Here is a 23,874-nt window from a genome sequence, read left to right as displayed (position 1 = left end):
ATTAAAAACCTATTGTTACACCAATTGAATAAACTCTTTGTACAGGATAGCCGTCGCCGCTGGTACTTGATGTTTCCGGATCGAAAAATTTGCTAACACCTGAAATAGTGAAAAGATTACTACCACTCAGATTCACACGACACGTCTGCAACCAGTCACATTTTTTCAGGTATTTATATTTAAAGTCATAGCTCAACTGCAAATCCTTCAGACGAAGATATGATGCATTCCGCATCCAGAAAGTCGATCCTGCCTTATTATTATTTCCGTTTACACCGGAACTGATCGAAATTCTAGGAAAATCCGCACCTGTATTGTCCGGTCTCCAATAATTCAACTGGTTTTCATAATACAGGTATTTTCCTTCACCTGACTGATAACGATTGCCAAAAGTCATGTAGCGTTCACCTGTCCCATAAAGTAAACCGGACAAAGTGAATCCTTCATAACCCAAAGAAAAATCAAAGGCATAAGTAAAGTGAGGCATTGTCGGCTTTCCGATACGTACCTGGTCTTCACCGTCTATTTTACCATCACCGTTCACATCCGTATAACCAATGTCTCCGAGCTTAGTTTGGGTAGATCCCAATCTTCGGGGAGAGTTCAGGATATCCTCTTTGTTTTGATAAAGTCCTGTATCTATGTATCCCAACCCATAGTAATCGGTCTGATGTGTTTGACGTTTGTAAGGATTCATCAAGTCAGATAATGCTTCATCCGCTTTCACTTTCCACAGGCTATTAAAGTAGGTCATATTGAACCCTACTTCATAAGTGAATTTACGCGGAGTCGTATCTGACCAGCGCATTGTCAACTCCACACCTTCGCGACGTTGTTCGCTATTCGATTTTATTTGTGGTAAAGGTTTACCCAAAGGAGTTGTATAACGGTCTCCCGGACTCATCAAACCACCTTTGGTTACGTAATAGAAATAATCAAAGGTACCTTTCAAGCGATTGTTGAAGAAAGCCATATCCAATCCCAGGTTAAAGGAATTCACCTGATACCAGCTCAGCAGTTCCGGAGACACCAAAGCCCCTTCACTAAATCCTGATTGCAGTTTTCCCCCAATCACTATTTTTTTCTCATCCAGACTATAGGTAGAAAGATAGCCGAAACGATTTACTCCATTTTCCGTACCGGTCTGTCCATAAGAAGCGCGTAGCTTGAGCAAATCGAATACATGTTGATCCCACTCTTTGAAGAAAGGTTCTTCACTGATGGCCCACGCCACCGCTCCGGAGGGGAAGAATCCCCAACGATGTCCTGGAGTGAAGTTATCCGATCCATCGTAACGGAAACTACCTTCCACGATATACCGATTCATAAAGTCATATTTCAAACGACCTACCAATCCCATACGTCCTCCTTCATCCGAATTGCCGCCATTCTGCTGCGTATCTGCTGCACCGGCAAATAGCTGGTCCACAACCGTAGATAAGTATTCCCCACGATATGCATTAAAATTCCATCCAGTATTTTCTGCAACATTATAAACGAATTTAGCATCAATCGTATGCTTTTCGGCAAAAGTTTTCACATAAGCGGCACTTACTTCGAAATTGTAGGACTCTCCCCAATAGCCTTCTTCATTCAATGTCGGTTTACCTATTGGATATACAGCTCCATCTGCGTAATACTGAGGAGCCTTGGTACTGAATTTCTTCACATGTGAGTCGTTCAGACGATAGTTGAACATAGCACCCAAGGTTAACTCCTTTAACCAAGGCAATGTCCAGTCTGCAGCCACTTGGGTATTTATGAATTTGCCATAGTTCCTGTTATATCCCGAACGCTTGTCCATTTCCGCCAACGGATGGTCGGTAACTGCGGCATAAGTACCATCCTTATTGTAAGCCGGATTCAGCGGAGACTGGTTATAAAGATCTTCCCAGATCTTTGCCGCTGAGAAAGAGGGGTATTCCTTTTTTTCATAAGCTCCGTTCAGATTCAGGCTGACCTTCAGACCAATCTTATCAAAAGTCGTGTTAACATTACTGCGAACTGTATAGCGGTCATAGTTCAATGCATTCGAAGTATAGATACTACCTTGATTGAGCATACCCAGAGAAATATAGTAATTCACCTTATTGCCGCTTCCACTCAATGATACCGTATGCTTGTATTGAGGAGCAACAGTTTTCAATCCTTCTCCCAGCCAATCTGTATCGGCGTGTCCGGATGTATAAGGATCTGACTGATTTTTAATGATATCCAATACTTCCTGATTAAAAGGTAAATCTGCCTCGTCCAAACCATCATTGATACCGGCAAGCATTTGGTTGTAAGCATAGTCATAACCACGAGTCTTTTTCAGTAATTTGGTAGGTTGGCTGAATTCAGCATTAAACGTATAATTCACCGCTGTCTTTCCCTTACCTCCCTGTTTGGTTTTCACCATCACGATACCATTGGCAGCCCGTGAACCGTAAACAGCCAGAGATGCTGCATCCTTTAGAATTGAAAGGCTTTCGATATCATTCGGATTCAACGTATTGAAATCCCAAGCATCGGAAATAACACCATCTATGACATAGACAGGTGCGCCACCGCCACGGATCGAGATAGAAGGAGCAGATCCCGGTTCACCACCTGATGATTGTACAATAACACCTGTTGCACGTCCGGCCAGTGAAGCTGCTACACTATTAAATGGCAAGTCCTGTAGTTTCTCACCTTTCACGGCTGTAACAGCAGACGCCATCTTGCGTGTAGAAGTAGTACCATAACCAATTACAACGACTTCGTCCAACATTTTATTATCCTCAGACAACACCACATGGATCTGTTTTTGCCCAGCTATGGGAACTTTCGTATCCAAATAGCCTATGTAACTGATAACAAGCACATCCTTTGGAGCAACCTCCAAGATAAAATTACCATCGAGATCAGTAATAGTTCCTTTATCTGTACCTTGTATTTTGACATTCGCTCCAATAATAGCCTCTCCTGTCTTATCGACAACTTTTCCGGTTATCTTTTTAGTTTGCTGTTGCTGAACGGCGGACGAGCTATTGTGAACTTCTTCTACTTTTTTTTCTAATATAATATGCGAACCTTCCAATTTATATTCAATACCAGTGTTCTGTAATATTTGATCCAATACCTTTGAAACCGTCTGCTTATTTGCCTTAATAGTAACTAGCTTATTTACATTTATCTGACTATTATAAATAAAAAGATAATCCGTCTGACTCTCTATCTCCTCTAGGACCTTATTGAGTCCTACATTATCCATGGCAAAACTAACTCTTGTATTTTGAGAATAGGAATTTCCGGCATATAAAGAAAAAACACATGCCATCAATAGGAACAATGTAATTCTCATAATTCTAAAAAAATGTTTTATTTGGGGATTTTTAGGGTAATATGACCCCGACAAAGTGTTATTTTTCATACCTTTGTATAGATTTTAAATTGATACATTTTTAATAAAAAATTGTGTTGATTTCTTATGCCGATAGGTGCGGGAACACCTATCGGCATTCTCAATAGGTTAACTTAGATCATTTTTCATAGGCATTTCGCTTTTAAGAATTAATACTTTATTTTATATAGATAATTTGTTTTTCATTATCTTTCTCATATTGGAAATCTATATTTTTTTGTAAGATACGAAGCGCATAATCTATTCCGTCGGTTTGTCTGAATTTCCCCGTAAAATTAATCTGCAATACATTTTTATTCTCTATCACTATTTTCACTCCGTAATACTTTTCAAAGTCTTTCATAATATTAGGAAAAGATTCGTCAGAGAAACAGATAAGCCCTTCTTTCCATCGATAAGGATTATAATCTTCCACTTTAGTCATTACAAACCGTCCTTTTTCTAATGACAATTTATGATCAGGCTTTAATATTACTGTTTGCGATGAATCTGCTTTCAAAGTGACCTTTACACTGCCATGCATCAATGTAGTTTCAAATTTTTCTGTTTCCGGATATGCATCCACATTAAACTTCGTACCTAATACTTCGATGCTATAAGCATCTGTGTGCACTATAAACGGTCTGCTTTTATTCTTTTTCACATCAAAATAAGCTTCTCCTTTTAGTATAACGAAACGCTCCCGGCTGTTAAAAGAAGTCGGATATTGTATCGTTGTACATGCATTTAACCAAACATTACTACCATCGGGTAATGTGACATTGGTTCTTTGTCCTTCAGGAACAGAAATCGTACTCATTGCCACTGAATCCAGACCGGCTTTATACTCCTGATAGAAATAACTAAGCAGAAATGTCAATATTACAGTCATGGCAATTTTCAGCCACTCTATTTTTTTATAATGTGTAAAATTGAAAAAAGAGGTTTTCTTTACCGGAAGCGGATTATTAAGCATCAAGGCATCAAAAATTTTACGTTCCCTATAGAAGGCGCGCTCGTTTTCGTCTGATGCTTCTACCCAAGCCTTGACCCTTTGTCCTTCTTCTATAGAAACCTTTCCTTTATAAAAATTATATAGTAAATCTTTGTCCATGACAATGTATTAATGTCCCTTTATGTATAAGGCACTTCATGGGAAAGGTATCCTAGTGAAATTTCATCAAAAAATAAAGAAATAATGGAAAATAATCTTTTAGGTTAATCTGTAATGCCTTTAAAGCTTTACAAATATGAAAGTCTACACCTTTGGTTGTCATATTCATTAAAGCAGCAATCTCCTTATACGATTTGTTTTCATAACGGCTTAAAATAAATATTTTGCGTGTACGTTCCGGCAGTTTATCCAAAGTTTGCTGAATCAACTCTTGCATCTCTTTGACTAAAAGTTCATAAGGTTCGCAAGCATCTAAAGAAACGATACGTGCATTGAGTTCCCACTCAATATATTTTCTAATATTTTCAGAATGTTCTTCCCGTATCTGCAAATGACGAAGATAATTAAGACTTTTGTTTTTTATGATGGTAAGTATATATGCAGGAATATTGGATACTTCAGATAAAGTATTTCTGTTTTCCCAATAATAAATTAACGCCTCTGTTGTTATATCTTCCGCTACATCCCAATCTCTGACATAGGTATTAGCAAAATTCAAAAAACGTGTCTGATAATCATTATATAGCTGATTAAAAGACATTTTATCTTTCGGATTAGTCTTAATATGCATTACATAGGATTAAAAGGTTCTAAAAATATTTTCATAAACATCGCACAAGACTCCTTCATTTCGTTGTGTATCTTTGACGTGCGAAGGTCACAAATTAATTATTAAACAAAGAACATTTAAAAAGATTTTAATATATAATATTATATATTATGATAGTAAAATGGCTAATTATCATTTATAATTTGCAAAAAACTTTACTTATACACTATCAACACATTAACCACTTTTTTAGGATGGAGGATACATACTCGTGAAAAAACAGATTTATACTCACTGACGGAGAAGGCCATACTTCTATTAGTTATATTCTAATAGATCTTCTGAACCTAGACTGATTCAGCATCAAGGATAAAGTGCAAATAAGAGTTCATATTCTAAAGTAATGTTATGAATATATCAGCACCTCAAGTCGCAAAGTTATATAAGTGTCTCAGGCAATATCTCTAAGTTAAAGACCTTTGGACTACGACTAAAAGTACCGTAAAAATATAGAAATAGAACTTCAGCCGAATAAATAAAATACAAAGAAGAAAGTATAATTAAAAAACAATTCACAGCACATCCCTCTATGACAGTACCCAAGTAATTGACTGTCGGTTTGCATTCGATGGAAAAAATAAGTTCTCGCCAGGTCCTGAGAACTATTTATCCAGGAAAACGACAGTGATCGTTTCCCTGTCACTCTCCCTATCATTGTAGAAACGGGAAAAATCAGCACGCGGATAGGAGACATTGTCCAGGTGGAAGGCACTGCACAGGTCCTCGGCTTTTTAGAGAATAGCCCCAAAAGAAATGCCCCATCCAATGAAGAACAAGGCATTCCAATAATATTATGGATACATTTATATGATGCTAAGTATCCGTCAAAAGAGTATTTAAAATAGCTCCTTTAAATACCCAGTGACTTCTTCACTGCTTCTACTTTTTCAGTAGCTTCTGCATCGGCAGTAGCAAAACAGTTGCGGCATCCCATCTCACCTTTCACTTCGATATAGAATTTGATCTTCGGCTCCGTTCCTGACGGACGAACAGATACTTTTCCACCGTCTTCTGTGAAATATTGCAGTACATTCGATGATTCCGGCATATCGATGTCAGTCACATGGCCCGCTGCGTCGGTTTGTTTCAGAGTCTTGTAATCTTTCGACAGAACCACTTTCGAACCACCCAACTCTTTCGGAGGGTTAGCACGGAAATTCTCCATCATGGCTTTAATCTCTTCCGCACCGCTCTTACCCGGTTTCACAACGTTTACAGTAAATTCCTTAGAGAATCCATATTCAACGTAGATGTCCATCAGCAACTGATACAGAGTCTTTCCGTTATCCTTGGCCCAAGCAGCCACTTCGGCAATCAGGCAGCAAGCAGAAACAGCGTCTTTATCACGAACAAAGTCCTCAGCCAGAAAGCCATAGCTTTCTTCACCACCGCCGATGTATTTCTTCTTGCCTTCACGCAAACGAATTTCACGGGCAATCCATTTGAAACCGGTGTAGCAATCGAGCATCTCAATGTGATTCTTATCGGCAATCTTCTTGATCAGTTCGGTAGTAACGATAGTTTTCACACAAAATTCATTACCGGTCATTTTGCCCAGTTTGTTATATTGAGTGATGATGTAATAAAGATACATCAGACAAGTCTGGTTACCATTAATCAATACCCATTCGCCTTTATCGTTCTTACAAGCGATACCTACGCGGTCGGCATCCGGGTCGGAAGCCATTACAAGGTCGGCATCAATTTCTTTAGCCAGATTAAGAGCCATCGTCAAAGCTTCCGCATTCTCCGGATTCGGAGAGACAACTGTCGGGAAGTTACCGTCCTTAATCATCTGCTCGGGCACGGTATATACGTTCTCGAATCCCCACATCTTCAGTGCACGCGGAATCAGCATCATGCCTGTACCGTGGATCGGAGTGTATACAATCTTCATATCTTTATGGCGGGCGATCGCTTCAGGATCGATAGAAACAGTCTTCACCATATCCAGATATATCTTATCGACATCTTCTCCGATGATCTGAATCAGATCCGGGTTACCCTGGAACTTGATATCGGCAGCAGAAGCAATCTTATTCACTTCATCGATAATGCCCTTATCGTGCGGAGCCAGTACTTGCGCACCGTCGTCCCAATAAGCCTTATAACCGTTGTATTCTTTCGGGTTGTGTGAAGCAGTCAGGATAATGCCGCTCTGGCAACCGAGATGACGGATGGCAAAAGACATCTCCGGAGTGGGACGCATCTCTTCGAACAAATATACCTTAATGCCATTGGCCGAGAAAATATCCGCAGAGATCTTGGCAAACAGAGAACTGTTGTTACGGCAATCGTATCCGACTACAACCGAAATCTGTTTCATATCTTTAAAGTTTGCGTTCAGATAGTTAGAGAGTCCCTGGGTAGCAGCTCCGACAGTATAGATGTTCATACGATTGGTACCTACGCCCATGATCCCACGGAGTCCGCCCGTACCAAACTCGAGATCTTTGTAAAAGGCCTCGATCAATTCTGTCTTATCTTCGTTCTCCAGCATGCGTTTCACTTCAGCCTGAGTTTCGGCATCATACGCCGGGGTCAGCCACTTTTCGGCTTTCTCAGTCACCTGTTTGATTAGTTCTTCATTCCCCATGGTTCTATCTATATTTTAGAGATTAATAATTAGTTTATTTAAAATACAAATGTAAAAGAATAAGTTTGAAATTCCTATCTTTTAATCAGAAAACTCTTTGGAAGCGATTATTCGGTTACCTTATAGCGTTCTCCTGTTTGCTTCACATACTCTTCAAGGAATTCCTTTGAATAGCCCGGACGTACCACGCCTGCGGGTTGACCAATGGCATTACGCTCGAACTTGCCGTCCTTCATCTTACGGATGACACCATCATTGTACTTCACAATGATAAATTCGCCCAAGCGTTTCCAAGTATTGAAAGTGCTTTGCGCTGTCATGTCGGTATAGTTGGTCAGAAACTTCACAGCCGTTTCCGGATTCTTCTCGTACAACTTAACAGCAGCTGCTTCAATACCTTCCTGTGCCTCGTTGAAGGTGGTTTCAAGTTCGTTCTGCGTAGCACGTACATCGCCGATCATCAAATCGTAGCGGGGATATACCATGTTGGCCACCCAGTTGAAAATCCAAAAAGCGGAGTTCCAGGAGAAGGTGATGTAATCGGCACCGTCTACACGCGTATAGCATACCGGAGCTTTGGTAGTACAACAATATACGGGAGTGAAAACAGTCATGTTGGCATCATCCGTACCAAACCAAAGCACACCGCCTACAGCATCGGGAAGATTGGCACGCATCTGAGCCACAAAAACGAAACCGCTCTGTTGTGTAGAGATGGGACGCTCATTGAAATACTCCTGGTCGCCTACCTTGAAAGTCAGCGGAGAGAGGCGGTAAGGTGTTTTATAAGGTCCGGCACCAAAATCATTGCTGATGTCGAGGGCGGTTCCTTCATAATGGTCGCGCATGGCATTCTTTACATCCTGAACGGAGAGTTTGCGTTTCGGCTTTACGAACAGAGGCATAGGGTCATTGGTCTTTCCTTGGATATAAGGCAGATAGGCTTCACCTTGGTCGGTAAACATATTGAAGTAGCTCCACACACGGGCTTCACAGAAACGGCGGGCACCGAAATCGAGCGGTGCATAAGCATCGGCAAAGCTGAAGTCTTTGTTCACACCGCTGAAATATCCTTTTTCGCGGGCAAAAGAAATAACGTCATTAGAATACATGCAGTTGGCCTTGTCAGCCATATCGAACTGATGGATGCGCGACTGGTTGGCATGTGCCGAAATGCAGTCGTCCGGCACTCGGACAGCTACCCATACGGCTCCCCGGATGCCGGGACCTTTACCTATCATCTCCATAATCCATATTTCATTGGGATCGGCAATGGTGAACGACTCGCCACTGCTGTAATATCCGTATTCCTGCACCAGTTCAGTCATCACCTTGATGGCTTCACGGGCAGTACGCGAACGTTGCAACCCCACGTAAATCAGGCTTCCGTAGTCGATAATTCCCAACGTATCCACCAATTCGGGACGGCCTCCAAAAGTCGTCTCACCGATGGTTACCTGAAACTCGTTCATATTACCGATTACATTATAAGTCTGGCGTGCCTGTTCGATCTGTCCCAGATATTTGCCGGTATCCCATTCGTGAATATCCATCATGGTGCCTTTGGGATATGTGGCTGCCGGATAGTGATACAGCTCGCCAAAAAGTCCGTACGAGTCGGCCGAATAGGAAACGATGGTTGAACCGTCAGTAGACGCATTCTTGCCGACAATTAAGTTAGTACAGGCGAAGGTTTCCGCCACTGCCGCAGTCAGAAGAGCGGCAAAGAGAAAGATTCTTTTCATATAATAAATTATTAATACATTGTCTTTATTCTGTCTTTATCCGGAAAGCTACCAGACAAAGGTGTCTCGAACCGTTGTTTCGTTTCCGCAATCGTCTGTCGCAGTCATTACTACAGTGTGACGTACCCCCTTCTTGACATGCTTAGGATCGAGCTTACACTCCCAATGGGATTTGGTCAAGTTGGGACGTCCGAACAAGGCAAATTTTCCATCGATAGTTCCACGATAGGCACGGATGCCGGTTTCTTTGTCCTTCAACCTGTAAACGACCTTCCCATTACGGCCCCAGGTATTCTTACCTACCGGGGTAATTTCGGGGGGCACTGTGTCTACAGCAACCGTATAAGTTCCCAATTCACGGATTCGGGTCTTCATAAATCCATCCTCGTAAGTACCTCCGGCACTGTACATACTTCCTTTGGGAGTGACACGTGCCACATAATACTTGGTGCTGTCGGCAACCGGCTGACGTCGGAGACCGATACGCAACTCACATTCCCCGTGCAACGGCACTTTCTCGTCATTCAACTGATAAGTATAGGCTATCGCCCCACTATCGGAATGCACTTCGTAGTTGAGAGGCACATTATCGTATAACATTCCCCGGGGAACGGTAAGGGTCAATCCGGGTTCTTGCAGAAAGTTCGTCTTATCCCAGGCAAAGAAATATTTCTCCCGATGCCCGAGCGGCTGAATCGGCTGTCTCTTTCCACGCACCGTAAAACGGTAGCGGGAAGTATTGCCGAAAGCATCCTTCAATTCGTATTCGAACTTATAGTCCCGCTCTTCATCAATGGTGACCAGTCCCCGGTTGTCGTTCGAAGCCCGAAGCATGCGGAGCGTATTGCCCGGATCAATAAACGACTTCATATATTGTCCGCAGGTCCAAGAGTTTATCATCCGGTTTTCATCCTGTGAAAAACGGTCGACCACACTGCGGAACACTTCCGTACCGTCCACTCTAAGCACAACGGTATGCACTCCATAACGGTTGTGCACACCATCCATATAATCGTAGGCCTTGATGCCCGACCCGATCACTCCCCATGCCTCGATGGGACGCGCTGTGTTTATCGGGAAGCTCTGCCGTTCCGGGCTCCCTCCCACTACCCCACTTCCCGGCTGTGGAAACAGCATGATTCCTTCTGCCCGCGGAGCGGTGTTATCTTTTATTTTCGACTTGAAAAAGGGCATCGGATCAATCGATTCACCGGTAGCGGTCTCCATCACATCCAGATGCAGATGCGGACCGAATGAATAACCGGTATTACCGCTCCAGGCTATTTGCTGCCCGGCCTTCACCGGATATTCACCCGGCTCGGGAACAATCTCGACTTCCCAATCTTCTTTTTCATATTGCAGTTTCTCCACTCTCCGGGCAATATCGGGCATGAAACCGCTCAAGTGTCGGTTGATTGTCGTATAACCGTTGTTATACACCACATCGAGTACATGTCCCGACCCATTGGTGACGCGAATACGGGAAATATATCCGTCGGCGAGCGCACGTACCGGTTTGCCAATGACACCCTGAGTCTTGAAATCGAGCCCTCCATGAAAATGGTTAGCCCGGATTTCTCCGAAGTTGCCGCTCAGAGTCAGTGTAAAGTCAAATGGAGAAACAAAAGTAGCCTGCTTCACATCTTGTGAATGTCCCTGAATGCTGCAGGCAAGCATCAAGGCAACTATATACTGTTTCATGTAGTTTGCTTAAAAATGGAATCTTTGCAAAAATACATCATTCCTGCCATATTAGAAAACAGAAGGGTGGATTTTATTCCTATCCGCCACCCTACTATCATTCTGCTGTAAAACATCCCTACATGGATAACAACGTAAGCAGAATTTTCCTACATTGTGCCATGTTTAACCCTTAATAGAGTAACGTTATGATTATCGGAGTACCTAAGGAGATTAAGAACAACGAGAACCGTGTGGGCATGACGCCCTCGGGAGTCGCCGAGTTAGTGAAACGCGGGCATACTGTATACATACAGCACACCGCAGGAGAGAACAGTGGTTTTCAGGACGAGGCATATACAGCCGTAGGAGCACAAATACTGCCCACTATGGAAGAGACATACGCTATGGCCCAGATGATAGTAAAAGTAAAAGAACCTATCGCACCGGAGTACAGACTGATCCGCAAAGGACAGTTGTTGTTCACTTATTTCCATTTCGCTTCCGATAGAGAGTTGACTCTTGCCATGATAGAGAACGGCTCGGTCTGCCTGGCTTACGAAACAGTGGAAAAAGCCGACCATTCTCTCCCGCTGCTGATACCTATGAGTGAAGTAGCAGGACGCATGGCCATACAGGAAGGTGCCCGTTTTCTGGAAAAGCCACAAGGTGGAAAAGGCATTTTGCCGGGTGGTGTACCGGGGGTAAAGCCGGCAAAAGTGTTAATCCTGGGTGGAGGGATCGTAGGTAGTAATGCGGCCCAGATGGCAGCCGGATTGGGAGCCGATGTCACAATTGCAGACATCAACCTGAGCCGTCTTCGCTACCTGAGCGAGACGTTACCGAAAAATGTAAAAACACTATACGCCTCGGAAGTGAGGCTGAAAAAAGAGTTGCCGGACGTGGATCTTGTAGTAGGTTCGGTACTGATTCCGGGAGACAAGGCTCCGCACCTGATCACCCGTGATATGCTGAAAATGATGCAACCGGGTACGGTATTGGTAGATGTAGCCATCGACCAGGGAGGATGTTTCGAGACTTCGCATCCCACAACTCATAGTGAACCGACGTATGTAGTCGATGGAATCGTACATTATGCTGTAGCCAATATTCCGGGGGCAGTGCCTTACACCTCTACATTGGCATTGACCAACGCCACTCTGCCCTATGTCATAGCATTGGCAAACAAAGGATGGAGAAAGGCATGCAAGGAAGATCCGGCGCTGGCTTTAGGTCTGAATGTGGTAGAAGGGAAAGTGGTATATCGAGCGATAGCCGATGTATTCGGCCTGAAATACGAGCAATTGAACTTAGAATAAAAGAGTTTCACCACGGAGTAACAGAGGGTTAAGCGTCATTATTCTACCCTGTGATTACCCCGTGGTGAAATCCGCAGTGCTTCTCCCGGCACTGTTTATAACCCGGCAGAACGTATCTTGTCCGAAGCCCTCCGGTATCCTTCTAAAAGTTCTTTCATCACTTCGTCCACACTTTGTCTACGGCGGAACAGGGCAGCAACCTGTCCTATCTCGAGTTCTCCTTCCTCCAGGTCTCCTTCAAAGATTCCTTTCTTGGCACGACCTCTACCCAACAGTTCACGAAGTTCCTCGGCAGAAGCCCCCCGTCCTTCAGCGGCCTCTACCCTATCACGAAACGAATTGGTCACAAGCCGGGTCGGTGCGAGTTTTTTGAGCAATAATTTGGTATCGCCTTCGTTCAGCCGCAAGCAATACTCTTTAAAAATGTCGCTTGCCGAACTTTCATCCGTCAAAGCAAAACGGGTGCCCATCTGAACTCCTTCGGCTCCCAACGCCATCAGGGCAAAAATCGCCTCTCCCGTACCAATGCCTCCGGCTGCAATCAAAGGTAAAGTGGTGGCTTCACGCACTGCCGGAATCAGGCAAAGAGTTGTAGTCTCTTCCCGCCCGTTATGTCCGCCGGCTTCAAATCCTTCAGCCACTATGGCATCGACTCCCGCCTCTTCACATTTCATGGCAAATTTGGAGGAAGAAACGACATGTGCCACTGTGATGCCGCGCTCTTTCAACCATCCGGTCCACGTTTTCGGATTTCCGGCGGAGGTAAATACGATTTTGACGCCTTCCTCCACCACGATGTTCATGATTTCCTCTATCTGTGGGTACATCAACGGAATATTTACCCCGAAAGGTTTGTCGGTAGCCGCCCGGCATTTACGAATATGTTCACGCAAAACGTCGGGATACATCGAACCGGAGCCTATCAGTCCCAGACCACCGGCATTACTGACAGCCGAAGCAAGCTTCCAGCCGCTACACCACACCATACCTCCCTGAATAATGGGATACTGAATACCGAAAAGAGAAGAAATTCTGTTCATAGTTATATCGTTTTTTGAAAAAGGAACAAGGATACCTTTGTTTATCTTTTAACAAATTCAGTGCACAATCGGTTCAGGAAGCAGCACTGTTGTTGAATCGCCATAAGCCTTCAGCACCTCCAACGTGCGCGATCTCCGGTTGCGTCCCTTCTTGTCCCAGAAGTCCTTTGTAAAAATGGTCATTAAATCAAGTCCGCCAATCGTACCTCCATTCACGGTCACGCCGCTTTTTCCAAGTTTCATGGCAGAGGTATGTACCATGCTCTGCGTAGGCACCATCATTCCATTGGCACGTTCGCCAAACAGATTATGCCTCAATCCACTGGAACGTATCTCTTCGTATGAACTGCGTATACCTTTATCATATACATTCTTAGCCCAGTTGGAAGGAACCGTCTGATACAACTCGACAAACGGATCTCCCCTCCATGTATCGGCATCTACCCGAATCTTCTTTTGATAAATAGGATCCCAATTATATTTGGTATTGGCCGTATAGGGACGGAGGGTCAGCACCACCTTCTTCTTTTCAAGTACCTGCGGAAGCGTTTCATCCAATCTCAGACCGGGCCGTTCCTTCGACATTTTAGGAACAGTCGGCGAACTGTTGAAATCAATCTGTTTCACAGCATCCATATTCAGCTTAATATCCTCTTTGCCATTCAGGATGCGCTGCAGATTCACCGAATCTTTCGCGGTCCATTGGGCATGAAGGGTCACTGCCATCCCTAAAGACAGCATCAGAAAGACAATACGTTTCATCTGATTTAATTTTTTACCACCAACGGTATCCGCTTCCGCAAAGGGGCTCGTCAAAGCATGCGTCGATGGTCCATGCCGTACGAGGATACTGTCTGTTTTCCCACCAGCGACGGTATCGGGCAGCAGCATCGAGCAACTCTTCATCAGTCAGGAAATAGATACCTTCATAGTTCTCGGCATTGGCTCTCACCATTTTGCAGCCAAACGAAGCATAATGACCTAACCGGATGGTTTCCACAATCCACAACATACATTCACCCAAGCGGACCTTGCCACTATAATAAGCAGACACCGGCGGAAGCGGAAAAGAAGTGATCAAAGTCAGATCTTCGGCATAATTGAGCAATGTCGGAATATCCTTCTCCGTAAATTTAGGTACTTCTACAAAGCCCTTCGGACTCTTGGTATTATAATTTCCCGCTTTGAGTTGCCTTACGAAAAGGTCTACATCGGGGTTGTTGTAATCTAATGTCTCTTCGCTGCAACTTACGCAAGTAAGCAATGACAGAACAAGTGTGAGCAGCATTAAAAATGTTTTTTTCATAACATCCGTACTAAATGGTTAATAGGTCATACGCAGACCGCAAATCAGGTTAAAATTCGTAGGCCTCGCCGAACGTACTGTTTCCAGTTTGGAGTCTGTCTTGAAATGGTGCGTTACTCCCGGTTCGGCAAATAAAGCCAGTTTATCATTAATCTTATAATTCATTCCTACGCCCGCAGTCAGAGCCAGCTGCACAGGTTCATTCTTAAAACTGTTATCCGGCGCTCCCGCTATGCACTTATCTGCAACTCCGCCTACCGAAGCATATAGATCAAATTTGGGAGTTTCCGCCAGCGTCACATTCAGTTTTACGGGAATTCCCAGATAATGCAGATTCTGTTCGGCACGCAGGTTTGAATACAATAAACCGGTTTCGACAGCTAAATGTTTATTTATTTTTTTCTCTACCGTCAGTCCGGCAGTTACGGGCATCTTGTACTTACCGTTAGCGGCAGGCAAAGCGGTACCCACAGCAGCTTTCACAGCCCATGTCCTCGATTTGTCCGCCACAACTGTGTGATCGTCCGGCCGGGGTCCATCAGCAGAACTTACCAAAGCCCCACCTTCTCCACCAGCTTGCCAATAACTTTTGTCCGGATGATTATTTTGTCTCCTGCGTGTAGTCGTAGAAGAGAAACTGAATGACATGGAGACCGTAACCGATACCGAATCATCTTCCTCTCCCGATGATTGTGCCAAAACACCGGAACGCTTGGGAGCCGGTTTACCCAAAAACGGTTCGGAGCGCATAGGGGTAAAATCCTGTTTCACCACGTCTCCATCCAGATGTGTTGTATTTCCGCTGACAACCGCCACTTGGGTAAAAGCTTCTTCTATCTCCGCTTTCGGAGAGAAGAACCAGAAAGCAGCCGACGAAGCAGCCAATACCAGCAGTACGGAAGCTGCTGCCGCTACACGAAAGAAAACTACTTTCCGGTGATGGCTGCGCACCATCATCTCAGAATTCAGTTCTTCCCAGAAACCGTCCCGCACGGTCATTTCGGCATTTCCCAGACGGGAACGGAACAGATCGGTTATTTCATCATTTTCTTTCTTCATGGTTTCTATATTCTTTAATCCTTTTTGCTAATAAAAACTTGGCCCGGTGCAACTGCGAAGTGGATGAATGCTCTTTGATACCCAGCATATCGGCTATCTCTTTGTGCGACTTCTCTTCAAACACATAAAGGTTGAAAACCGTCCGGCACCCATCGGGCAGATCTGCGACGAACTTCATCAACTGTTCTTCGGAAATTCGCCCTGCCTCCCCTCCTTCCGGAAGGTCGGGGATGTCAGGTAGCTGTTCCTCGTGTACCTCCAACTGACTAACCCGCTTTTGCCTTCGCAGGTAATCCAGTGCCTGAGTCACCATCACCCGGGTCACCCACGTTCCGAGCGAAGCCTCGCCACGAAACGAAAAGTTGGTGAATATTTTGATGAAACCGTCATGCAGTACATCGTGCGCCGCTTCCATATCGCCCGTATAGCGGAAACATACCGCCAGCATTTGCCTCGAGTATAGGGTATAAAGTTCCTTCCGAGCCGAATCCTTTCCTGCCCGACAGCCCTTTATCAGTTCTATCTCGTTTTCCAATGTCAATTGCCTTTTTAAAATCGAACGTATGTCTGCGTCGTTTGTCTATTAGACGCAAGGATGCAGCGAATGCTGCAAACGAAAATGAAAAAAGAAGTTAAAATAATCGTTTTAACGATCAAGGTCCTCAAACGATCGACCGTGAACGATGAATGTGATCTGCGATGAAGTGTTTTTTTCAAACAATAAACGATGAACAACTTGCAGCCTCAACGCACAATTTGTCCACCGTTCATCATTACTTGTTAAAGATCATTCATCGTTTGGAAATCAGCATGCCTTGAAACTCATATCGAGTCCTTTCACCGAATGGGTAAGGGCACCAACTGAAATAAAGTCTACACCACACTCGGCATAGTCGCGAAGCGTATCGAACGTGATGCCGCCCGACGATTCGGTTTCATACTTTCCGCCGATCATCTCAACAGCCTTCTTTGTATTTTCGGGAGTAAAGTTATCGAGCATGATGCGGTCTACTCCGCCGATGCTCAATACTTGCCGGAGTTCATCGAAGTTGCGCACCTCGATTTCGATCTTGAGATCTTTTCCTTTCTCCTTGCAATACTCCTTGGCACGGTTGATAGCTTTATCAATGCCACCGGCAAAGTCCACATGATTGTCTTTCAGGAGAATCATATCGAAAAGTCCGATACGGTGATTCACGCCGCCGCCAATCTTTACCGCCGCTTTTTCAAGCATACGGAGTCCGGGAGTAGTCTTGCGGGTATCCAGCACACGTGTTTTCGTGCCTTCCAACTGCTTCACGTATTTGCGTGTCATAGTGGCAATACCGCTCATGCGCTGCATCACGTTCAGCATCAGACGTTCTGTCTGGAGCAGAGACTGAATCTTACCTTCCACAATCATTGCCACATCACCCGGTTTCACTTCGGCACCATCGTTAATAAATACCTCGACTTTCATCGTCGGGTCGAAACGGTGGAATATTTCTTTGGCAATTTCGATGCCGGCCAACACGCCTGCTTCTTTGATTAAAAGTTTCGATTTTCCCATTGCAGTGGCGGGAATACAGGAAAGTGTTGTGTGGTCGCCATCACCTATGTCTTCGGCAAAGGCCAGATCGATCAGTCTGTCTATTAACTCATTCATTGGTTTTATCTATTCTTATTTGATTTATTAAATATTTGTTCTGTACTCTGCGGAAGAAGCAGTTTATCCGGAAATTGCCGTTGGCAGTGGTCAGGGTACCGATAATAAAACTCGATTCATCCCGCTTACCTTCATGGTTTACATTAAAACCACTGACCTTATTGCTACTGAAAAAAGCGGCAAGTGTTCCTTCAGCTGCCTGCCTGTCTACACTCTCCGAGCGATTCTGAATCACCAGATTCACCTTCTCTCCCAAATACCTGTTCAGCTCTTGGGAGTTTCCTTTCTTAAACGCAACGACCACGCCCACCGGTATGTCCTGTGCGAAGAGCGAAGTTACAGCGAATACGAGTCCGGCCATCCATAAAAGTACCCGTTTTTTCATAATCACAAGTATTATCGATACGCAAAGGTAAGTATTTAATGCTAAAAACAATATTTTTTTCTTATTTTTGTGCAATAAACAAGAGTTTGCACTTGAATGAAAACAACCCTTATCGTCGTAGGACGGACTGTAGAGCAGCATTATATCACTGCAATCAACGATTACATAGAGCGTACCAAACACTTCATTTCTTTCGATATGGAGGTGATTCCAGAATTGAAAAATACGAAAAGCCTGACACCCGAGCAACAGAAAGAGAAGGAAGGCGAACTGATAGCCAAAGCCCTTCAGCCGGGAGACGTGGTTGTGTTGCTGGACGAACACGGAAAAGAGATGCGGTCGGTGGAGTTTGCCCGCTGGATGGAGAAGAAGTTGGTAAACGTCAACAAACGCCTGGTATTTATTATAGGAGGACCTTATGGCTTTTCACAAAAGGTATATGACGCGGCACACGAAAAGATATCCATGTCAAAAATGACTTTTTCGCACCAGATGATCCGCCTGATCTTTGTAGAACAGATATACAGGGCCATGACCATACTGAACGGCGGACCCTATCACCATGAATAGGGTCATCCCCTATTCATGATTCATCAACCGGTGGATTGCCATCTCTTCGTATTTCGTCCCCGGACGACCGTAATTGGCATACGGATAAATCGAAATGCCGCCACGAGGGGTGAAGATGCCGGTCACTTCAATGTATTTAGGATCCATCAGGCGGATCAGATCTTTCATGATTATGTTTACGCAGTCTTCGTGAAAGGCACCGTGATTGCGGAAACTGAACAGATAAAGTTTGAGGCTCTTACTCTCCACCATCTTCACATCGGGCAGGTAGCTGATACGTATTTCCGCAAAATCCGGCTGTCCGGTTATGGGGCATAGGCTGGTAAACTCCGGACAGTTGAAACGTACCCAGTAATCATTCTCAGGATGTTTGTTATCGAAGGCTTCCAATACCTCGGGAGCATAATCCTGCTTATATTCGGTCTTTCTTCCCAACAAAGAAAGCTGCTCTTTCAATTCGGTCATAATCTATTAATAATTAACGGTTTCTTTTACTTAAATACTCTTCCAGTCCCTGTTTGCGTAACTTACATGCCGGACAATGTCCGCATCCGTCGGCGGGAATCCCGTTGTAACAGGTCAGTGTCTCGTTCCGCACAAGATCGAACACACCGAGTTCGTCCGCCAGCGCCCAGGTTTCGGCTTTATCGATCCACATCAACGGAGTGTGAATGACGAACTGTTCATCCATCGCCAGGTTCAAGGTGACATTCAGCGACTTGATGAACGAATCCCGGCAATCGGGATAACCGCTATAATCGGTCTGTGAAACTCCCGTAACCAGATGGAAAGCTCCCTGCTCACGAGCAAAGACAGCGGCAATGCTCAGGAAAAACAGGTTGCGTCCCGGCACAAAAGTATTCGGAAATGAATCTTTGGGCTTGTCTTCGTCCATCGAGATACTGGTATCTGTCAATGAATTGCTGCCAAGGCTTCCGATAAAAGAGGTATCCATTACATGAAATTCCACTCCTGCCCTTTCGGCTATTCCCCGGGCCAACTCCACTTCGTGTGCATGCTTCTGCCCGTACAGGAAACTGAGCGCATATACTTTCTTAAAGTGTTTCTTCGCCCAGAAGAGACACGTTGTCGAATCCTGTCCACCACTGAACAGGACTACTGCTGAATCATTTTTCATCATTTATATTCTTGAAAATGTTGTTTTAAATTCTCCTATCAGATATCCTTTACCTTCAGTACATTGTAGGAGATGTCCGTATCGTAGACATCGCTTCCGTCAATTCGCTTAACGGCTTTCACGACACGGATGGTAATCGGAAGAATAATCACTTCGTAGAGAGACTTCAGTACGATTTGAGTACCCATCATCACCAGCAGTTCCGGCCAGGCAATCAGTCCTCCGAATGCTATGGGGAAGAAAATCAGTGAGTCGGCAGTTTCTCCCACCATCGTCGACCAAATGGCACGGGAGGAAAAGTTACGTCCGCCACTGGCCACTTTCATTTTACTCATGACGTAGGCATTGAGGAACGAACCGACCAGAAAAGCCAGCAGACTGGCTACTACGATACGGGGGGCCATGCCGAATACAAAATCAAAATGCTGTTCGCCTTCCCAGAAAGGGGCCGCCGGCAATGCCACGGCAATCAGTCCGAGGGCTACTACAAAGAAGTTCATGGCAAAGCCACTCCAGATAATCAAACGGGCTTTTTTGAACCCCCATACTTCGGCTATACAGTCGTTGATAATGTAAGAGATGGGAAATACCAGCAATCCGGCAGTAACAGTGATACTGCCTACCTGAATAACTTTGGTTTCAAGAAGATTGGCTGCAATCAGGCAAACATTGAACAGAATGCCGAGCAACATGAAGGGTACGGATACTTTTTCTTTCATAATTCCTGTTTTTTACGTGGTGTTCTAGAATACACGACCGTTATTCACGGCATCATACGTTTTCGGGCGGCAAAGGTAACAATTCTTTTTTAATCGACAAAATAACAATATATGTAACGGGGCATTACATATATTGTTATCGGAATAACATATAATGTAATGCCCCGTCAGAATAGGACATCATACAATGATCACTTAACGTGCCTAAACCGTTATCCTTTACGAGAAATCTTTCAAATCCTGCTGCAATCTTTTACGGATCAGGAACAGACGGCTCTTGATAGTCCCTACCGGTAAATCCATCTTCTCGGCTATCTCACGATACTTGAACCCAGCCACGAACATCATAAAAGGCTTCTTCAGGTCTTCGGGAACGGCATTAATCACTTTGTAGAGCTCCTTCAGGTCGTAGATCGTCTCAAACCGGTTCCCTTCCTCGCCTTCCGTCATGGTTTGTGCATAGAGATTATAAGTAGAGTCGGTCATGTCTACTTCGCGCAATGACTTACGGTAATTATTGATAAAGATATTGCGCATGATGGTATACATCCATCCCTTGAAATTCTGGGTATGCACAAATTTCTCTTTGTTGTCCAATGCCTTCAACAGACAATCCTGTACCAGATCATTGGCCGACTCCCTGTCGGCAGTCAATTTATACGCAAAATGCTCCAGTTCGGGCTGCATAGCCACTATCTTATGGGTAATATTCATCTTTTCCATTGCTCTTTTTCCTTTCTAATTATCGAATATGCAAAGATTCGCATTTTAAACGGTCTATGCTATAGCAATTCTTCCGCATAATTTGGCGATTTTTCCCTCGCCCCCTCAACCATTTCCCATTTAAGTTGTTCAATAGGGCAATTCACCTAAAACTTAACTTATAATGAAAACATTTTTTAGATCTGTAGCTATGCTACTCGGACTGGGACTCTTGCCTGTAGCGGCACATGCCCAGAAAAAAGTAATCATCGAAGATGAAGAACCGAACTCCGTGATGTTTGTATCGACAAACAAAGCCGGAGACGAGATTATCCGGATAATGAACGAAACACGCCTCCCGCGTTTCCACGAACCGAAGGCTCCACGCTTTGTACTGACCGACCGACAAGGAAAATTCGCACTGGGTATTGGTGGATATGTCCGGGCAACTGCCGAATATGACTTCGGAGGTATTGTGAAGGATGTGGATTTCTATCCGGCACTGATCCCCAACAAAGGTTCTGCCGACCGTGCCCGCAACCAGTTCCAGATGGATATCAGCACTTCCACCCTCTTCCTGAAGCTGGTGGGACATACCAAACGTTTAGGGGATTTCGTTGTTTACACCGCTGCAAACTTCCGTGGAGACGGAAAAACCTTCGAACTGCAAAATGCTTATGCCACCTTCCTCGGCTTTACCCTGGGATACAGTTATGGTAACTTTATGGACCTGGCCGCCCTACCGCCCACCATCGACTTCGCCGGCCCTAACGGCTCAGCTTTCTATCGTACCACCCAATTGAGCTACATGTGTGACAAACTGAAAAATTGGAAATTCGGCGTCGGTGTCGAAATGCCTTCGGTAGACGGTACCACGAACCAGTATCTTACCATCAACACCCAGCGTATGCCGGACTTTACCGCTTCAGCACAGTATAACTGGAATGCCAACAGCCACCTGAAACTGGCCGCCATCGTACGCAGCATGACTTACTCGAGTTCTGTGGACAACAAGGCACATTCAAAAGCCGGATACGGCCTTCAGGCTTCGACTTCCTTCAACGTAACTCCGAAATGGCAGGTATACGGACAGGTGAATTACGGAAAAGGAATCGGACAATATCTGAATGATTTGAGTAACCTGAATGTGGATATCGTTCCCAATCCGGAGAAAGAAGGGCGTATGCAGACGCTCCCCATGTTGGGATGGTTCGCCGGGCTGCAATATAACATCAGCAAAAACGTCTTTGTATCGGGCACTTACAGTCTGTCACGTCTTTATTCGGAACATACCTATCCGAGCGACGAGCCCGATATGTACCGGAAAGGCCAATACCTGGTAGCCAACCTGTTCTGGAATGTAACCAGCAACTTGCAGGTAGGTGCCGAATATCTAAGGGGCTGGCGCACAGACTTCAGCAGCAATACCCGCCATGCCAACCGTATGAATGCATTGGTACAATATTCGTTCTAACTTTTTATAAATCTCTCCGAACTCTAACGTAAAAAAAGTCTAAGGACGAACCTTGCCCCGTCTCTGTTGTTACCCTACGGAGATGGGGCTAAAAATAAAATTTCACCACACAGGGATTATCATCTTCCACCCTTTTACTCAGCACCCGATATTCTTCCTCGGGAAGGATACTTTTATAATTCTCCAGCTCTTCTGTCGGAACGATACAAAGCATAAAATCCTCGGTTAACACTTCCGGATCGATTCGGATACCCTCTCGTGTCTTCTCAAAATAGAAGACAGCTCCATCCTTTTTACGATAAAAAAGATTTGTGTATTTCCATTTGGGCTTGGATGCCAAGCTGAGCAATTGAGCATAATAGTACTTTCCGTTTTGGTACTGATTGGTGAAATTAAAGGCTATTTTACCGGTTTCACGATATTCGTTCAGCCGCCTGTCCTCCTCCCTGCGTGTGTCCGGATTCGAATTGAAATGATATTGTGCTATATTTATATTCTGTTCTCCCATATCCCAGCGATAGGCTACACGGAAGCTATCGCTCGTAAGTTCGTAGACCTCTTCATAAAAAGCGGGAGCAAAGTAAGCTTTGCCCTGATAGGAATAGAACATATCCCTACAAGCCCAGTTCAACCAGAAATCATCGGACTAGAACTCATTGATCAACTTCGCCGAATCGGCATCCAACCGCATGATACAAGCCCCGTCATCCTTGTTCTGCGCCGACCACGTCAGCAGATCGCCATCCGGAGTCAGTCCAATCTCCTGAAAGTTCATTTTCTGCGGCAATATCTTTCTGTCTATAAACGAACCATCCAAACGATAGGTATACATCGATCCGAAAGGAGATAACATATATACCCGGTTCCGCTGCTCACTAATAACGGCATCATAAACCTGTGAATATTCACCGGGACCCTGTCCTACTCGCCCGATAGAACGAAGGTAGTTCCCCTTCTTGTCAAAAGCCATCAACGTGATATGCCTGAAGGTGGGATAATCCTGAGTCAATATATAAGTAGTATCCCCGGAAACCCGTACTCTCAAGATTCTGGCCAGCAGACAACTGTCCGAAGTTTCCAACGGAATCACTTCAACTTTAGAAAAGAAATCGGAAACAGAAACAGGAGTTTCCTTCAACTCTACTTTCAGAACATCGGGCTCTTCCACAGAGGGAGTCCGATTACAAGAGCTGCAAACAAAGCTCAGAGCAACGAGGAAAAGAATAAATGTGTTTTTCATATCTTGCGGGATTAGAAAAACAAAGATAAATTTAATTAAGCAGTATATCAAAAAAAGGGACCGGATAATTTAGTCTATCCGATCCCTTTTTGAGGTTTATATAAA

At 44.5% G+C, this 23,874-nt stretch carries 20 protein-coding genes and 1 pseudogene; 3 read left to right on the top strand and 18 right to left on the bottom strand.

Annotated elements, in window-relative coordinates; genetic code table 11:
* Window position 1: 1 nt before the first annotated feature.
* From BF9343_RS06535 to BF9343_RS06510, 6 genes are all read right to left on the bottom strand, one after another.
* Window positions 2-3,397, bottom strand: a complete 3,396-nt coding sequence (locus tag BF9343_RS06535; RefSeq protein WP_010992467.1) for a TonB-dependent receptor — start codon at window positions 3,395-3,397, stop codon at window positions 2-4.
* A 148-nt stretch (window positions 3,398-3,545) separates the two neighbouring features.
* Window positions 3,546-4,481 carry a FecR family protein gene (locus tag BF9343_RS06530; RefSeq protein WP_005816609.1) on the bottom strand — a complete coding sequence of 312 codons (936 nt, stop codon included), beginning with the start codon at window positions 4,479-4,481 and terminating at the stop codon, window positions 3,546-3,548.
* A gap of 52 nt (window positions 4,482-4,533) precedes the next feature.
* Entirely contained in the window at window positions 4,534-5,112 is a 579-nt protein-coding gene (locus BF9343_RS06525; RefSeq protein WP_005786232.1) for an RNA polymerase sigma-70 factor, read from the bottom strand.
* 889 nt (window positions 5,113-6,001) lie between these two features.
* The gene (locus tag BF9343_RS06520; RefSeq protein ID WP_005816606.1) at window positions 6,002-7,747 is read right to left on the bottom strand and encodes a phospho-sugar mutase; all 1,746 of its coding nucleotides are present in this window, start codon (window positions 7,745-7,747) and stop codon (window positions 6,002-6,004) included.
* 107 nt (window positions 7,748-7,854) lie between these two features.
* Window positions 7,855-9,492 carry a C69 family dipeptidase gene (locus BF9343_RS06515; protein WP_010992465.1) on the bottom strand — a complete coding sequence of 546 codons (1,638 nt, stop codon included), beginning with the start codon at window positions 9,490-9,492 and terminating at the stop codon, window positions 7,855-7,857.
* Between the two features lie 48 nt (window positions 9,493-9,540).
* A complete protein-coding gene (locus BF9343_RS06510; RefSeq protein WP_010992464.1) occupies window positions 9,541-11,193 on the bottom strand; it encodes a M23 family metallopeptidase in 1,653 nt (550 codons plus the stop codon).
* Between the two features lie 188 nt (window positions 11,194-11,381).
* Between BF9343_RS06510 and ald the strand changes: the two genes are divergently transcribed.
* A complete protein-coding gene (gene ald / locus BF9343_RS06505) occupies window positions 11,382-12,491 on the top strand; it encodes an alanine dehydrogenase (RefSeq protein WP_005795308.1) in 1,110 nt (369 codons plus the stop codon).
* 95 nt (window positions 12,492-12,586) lie between these two features.
* On the opposite strand, the gene BF9343_RS06500 is transcribed toward ald, so the two are convergent.
* From BF9343_RS06500 to BF9343_RS06470, 7 genes are all read right to left on the bottom strand, one after another.
* A complete protein-coding gene (locus tag BF9343_RS06500) occupies window positions 12,587-13,531 on the bottom strand; it encodes an NAD(P)H-dependent flavin oxidoreductase (RefSeq protein ID WP_005795310.1) in 945 nt (314 codons plus the stop codon).
* Window positions 13,532-13,588: 57 nt separating this feature from the next.
* Window positions 13,589-14,293, bottom strand: coding sequence for a DUF4858 domain-containing protein (locus BF9343_RS06495; RefSeq protein ID WP_005786220.1), 705 nt, complete (start codon window positions 14,291-14,293; stop codon window positions 13,589-13,591).
* A gap of 13 nt (window positions 14,294-14,306) precedes the next feature.
* Window positions 14,307-14,819 (bottom strand): DUF4943 family protein, encoded by a 513-nt coding sequence (locus BF9343_RS06490; protein WP_010992463.1) that lies wholly within the window; start codon window positions 14,817-14,819, stop codon window positions 14,307-14,309.
* A 36-nt stretch (window positions 14,820-14,855) separates the two neighbouring features.
* Window positions 14,856-15,896: a porin family protein gene (locus tag BF9343_RS06485; RefSeq protein ID WP_010992462.1), complete on the bottom strand. Its 1,041-nt coding sequence runs from the start codon at window positions 15,894-15,896 to the stop codon at window positions 14,856-14,858.
* A complete protein-coding gene (locus BF9343_RS06480) occupies window positions 15,880-16,431 on the bottom strand; it encodes an RNA polymerase sigma factor (RefSeq protein WP_005786214.1) in 552 nt (183 codons plus the stop codon). The genes BF9343_RS06485 and BF9343_RS06480 overlap by 17 nt, the downstream gene beginning before the upstream one ends.
* A 270-nt stretch (window positions 16,432-16,701) precedes the next feature.
* Entirely contained in the window at window positions 16,702-17,541 is an 840-nt protein-coding gene (gene nadC / locus BF9343_RS06475; RefSeq protein ID WP_005786213.1) for a carboxylating nicotinate-nucleotide diphosphorylase, read from the bottom strand.
* Window positions 17,534-17,926 carry a DUF4783 domain-containing protein gene (locus BF9343_RS06470; protein WP_005786212.1) on the bottom strand — a complete coding sequence of 131 codons (393 nt, stop codon included), beginning with the start codon at window positions 17,924-17,926 and terminating at the stop codon, window positions 17,534-17,536. Before BF9343_RS06470 ends, nadC begins: the two co-directional genes overlap by 8 nt.
* A 96-nt stretch (window positions 17,927-18,022) precedes the next feature.
* Between BF9343_RS06470 and rlmH the strand changes: the two genes are divergently transcribed.
* The gene (rlmH, locus tag BF9343_RS06465; RefSeq protein ID WP_005786211.1) at window positions 18,023-18,496 is read left to right on the top strand and encodes a 23S rRNA (pseudouridine(1915)-N(3))-methyltransferase RlmH; all 474 of its coding nucleotides are present in this window, start codon (window positions 18,023-18,025) and stop codon (window positions 18,494-18,496) included.
* A gap of 9 nt (window positions 18,497-18,505) precedes the next feature.
* On the opposite strand, the gene queF is transcribed toward rlmH, so the two are convergent.
* The 4 genes from queF to BF9343_RS06445 form a co-directional block, all read right to left on the bottom strand.
* A complete protein-coding gene (gene queF / locus BF9343_RS06460) occupies window positions 18,506-18,961 on the bottom strand; it encodes a preQ(1) synthase (RefSeq protein WP_005800786.1) in 456 nt (151 codons plus the stop codon).
* A gap of 13 nt (window positions 18,962-18,974) precedes the next feature.
* On the bottom strand, window positions 18,975-19,634 hold the full coding sequence (gene queC, locus BF9343_RS06455) for a 7-cyano-7-deazaguanine synthase QueC (RefSeq protein WP_005786207.1): 660 nt from the start codon (window positions 19,632-19,634) through the stop codon (window positions 18,975-18,977).
* Window positions 19,635-19,672: 38 nt separating this feature from the next.
* On the bottom strand, window positions 19,673-20,353 hold the full coding sequence (locus tag BF9343_RS06450) for a queuosine precursor transporter (RefSeq protein ID WP_010992460.1): 681 nt from the start codon (window positions 20,351-20,353) through the stop codon (window positions 19,673-19,675).
* 219 nt (window positions 20,354-20,572) lie between these two features.
* Window positions 20,573-21,076, bottom strand: a complete 504-nt coding sequence (locus tag BF9343_RS06445; protein WP_005786203.1) for an RNA polymerase sigma factor — start codon at window positions 21,074-21,076, stop codon at window positions 20,573-20,575.
* 163 nt (window positions 21,077-21,239) lie between these two features.
* Here BF9343_RS06445 and BF9343_RS06440 point away from each other — a divergent pair, with 163 nt between their 5' ends.
* A complete protein-coding gene (locus BF9343_RS06440) occupies window positions 21,240-22,529 on the top strand; it encodes a DcaP family trimeric outer membrane transporter (RefSeq protein WP_005786201.1) in 1,290 nt (429 codons plus the stop codon).
* Between the two features lie 88 nt (window positions 22,530-22,617).
* Here BF9343_RS06440 and BF9343_RS06435 read toward each other — a convergent pair.
* Window positions 22,618-23,769 (bottom strand): annotated as a pseudogene (locus BF9343_RS06435) (6-bladed beta-propeller).
* Between the last annotated feature and the right edge of the window lie 105 nt (window positions 23,770-23,874).

The organism is Bacteroides fragilis NCTC 9343 (assembly GCF_000025985.1).
Classification (GTDB): Bacteria; Bacteroidota; Bacteroidia; order Bacteroidales; family Bacteroidaceae; genus Bacteroides; species Bacteroides fragilis.
This window is presented reverse-complemented; position numbering and strand designations above follow the sequence as displayed.

Excerpts from the sequence above, each read along its gene's own strand:
- BF9343_RS06535 (WP_010992467.1), bottom strand. The coding sequence starts at position 3,397 with ATGAAAAATAACACTTTGTCGGGGTCATATTACCCTAAAAATCCCCAA.
- BF9343_RS06530 (WP_005816609.1), bottom strand. The coding sequence starts at position 4,481 with ATGGACAAAGATTTACTATATAATTTTTATAAAGGAAAGGTTTCTATA.
- BF9343_RS06525 (WP_005786232.1), bottom strand. The coding sequence starts at position 5,112 with ATGCATATTAAGACTAATCCGAAAGATAAAATGTCTTTTAATCAGCTA.
- BF9343_RS06520 (WP_005816606.1), bottom strand. The coding sequence starts at position 7,747 with ATGGGGAATGAAGAACTAATCAAACAGGTGACTGAGAAAGCCGAAAAG.
- BF9343_RS06515 (WP_010992465.1), bottom strand. The coding sequence starts at position 9,492 with ATGAAAAGAATCTTTCTCTTTGCCGCTCTTCTGACTGCGGCAGTGGCG.
- BF9343_RS06510 (WP_010992464.1), bottom strand. The coding sequence starts at position 11,193 with ATGAAACAGTATATAGTTGCCTTGATGCTTGCCTGCAGCATTCAGGGA.
- ald (WP_005795308.1), top strand. The coding sequence starts at position 11,382 with ATGATTATCGGAGTACCTAAGGAGATTAAGAACAACGAGAACCGTGTG.
- BF9343_RS06500 (WP_005795310.1), bottom strand. The coding sequence starts at position 13,531 with ATGAACAGAATTTCTTCTCTTTTCGGTATTCAGTATCCCATTATTCAG.
- BF9343_RS06495 (WP_005786220.1), bottom strand. The coding sequence starts at position 14,293 with ATGAAACGTATTGTCTTTCTGATGCTGTCTTTAGGGATGGCAGTGACC.
- BF9343_RS06490 (WP_010992463.1), bottom strand. The coding sequence starts at position 14,819 with ATGCTGCTCACACTTGTTCTGTCATTGCTTACTTGCGTAAGTTGCAGC.
- BF9343_RS06485 (WP_010992462.1), bottom strand. The coding sequence starts at position 15,896 with ATGAAGAAAGAAAATGATGAAATAACCGATCTGTTCCGTTCCCGTCTG.
- nadC (WP_005786213.1), bottom strand. The coding sequence starts at position 17,541 with ATGAATGAGTTAATAGACAGACTGATCGATCTGGCCTTTGCCGAAGAC.
- BF9343_RS06470 (WP_005786212.1), bottom strand. The coding sequence starts at position 17,926 with ATGAAAAAACGGGTACTTTTATGGATGGCCGGACTCGTATTCGCTGTA.
- rlmH (WP_005786211.1), top strand. The coding sequence starts at position 18,023 with ATGAAAACAACCCTTATCGTCGTAGGACGGACTGTAGAGCAGCATTAT.
- queF (WP_005800786.1), bottom strand. The coding sequence starts at position 18,961 with ATGACCGAATTGAAAGAGCAGCTTTCTTTGTTGGGAAGAAAGACCGAA.
- queC (WP_005786207.1), bottom strand. The coding sequence starts at position 19,634 with ATGAAAAATGATTCAGCAGTAGTCCTGTTCAGTGGTGGACAGGATTCG.
- BF9343_RS06450 (WP_010992460.1), bottom strand. The coding sequence starts at position 20,353 with ATGAAAGAAAAAGTATCCGTACCCTTCATGTTGCTCGGCATTCTGTTC.
- BF9343_RS06445 (WP_005786203.1), bottom strand. The coding sequence starts at position 21,076 with ATGGAAAAGATGAATATTACCCATAAGATAGTGGCTATGCAGCCCGAA.
- BF9343_RS06440 (WP_005786201.1), top strand. The coding sequence starts at position 21,240 with ATGAAAACATTTTTTAGATCTGTAGCTATGCTACTCGGACTGGGACTC.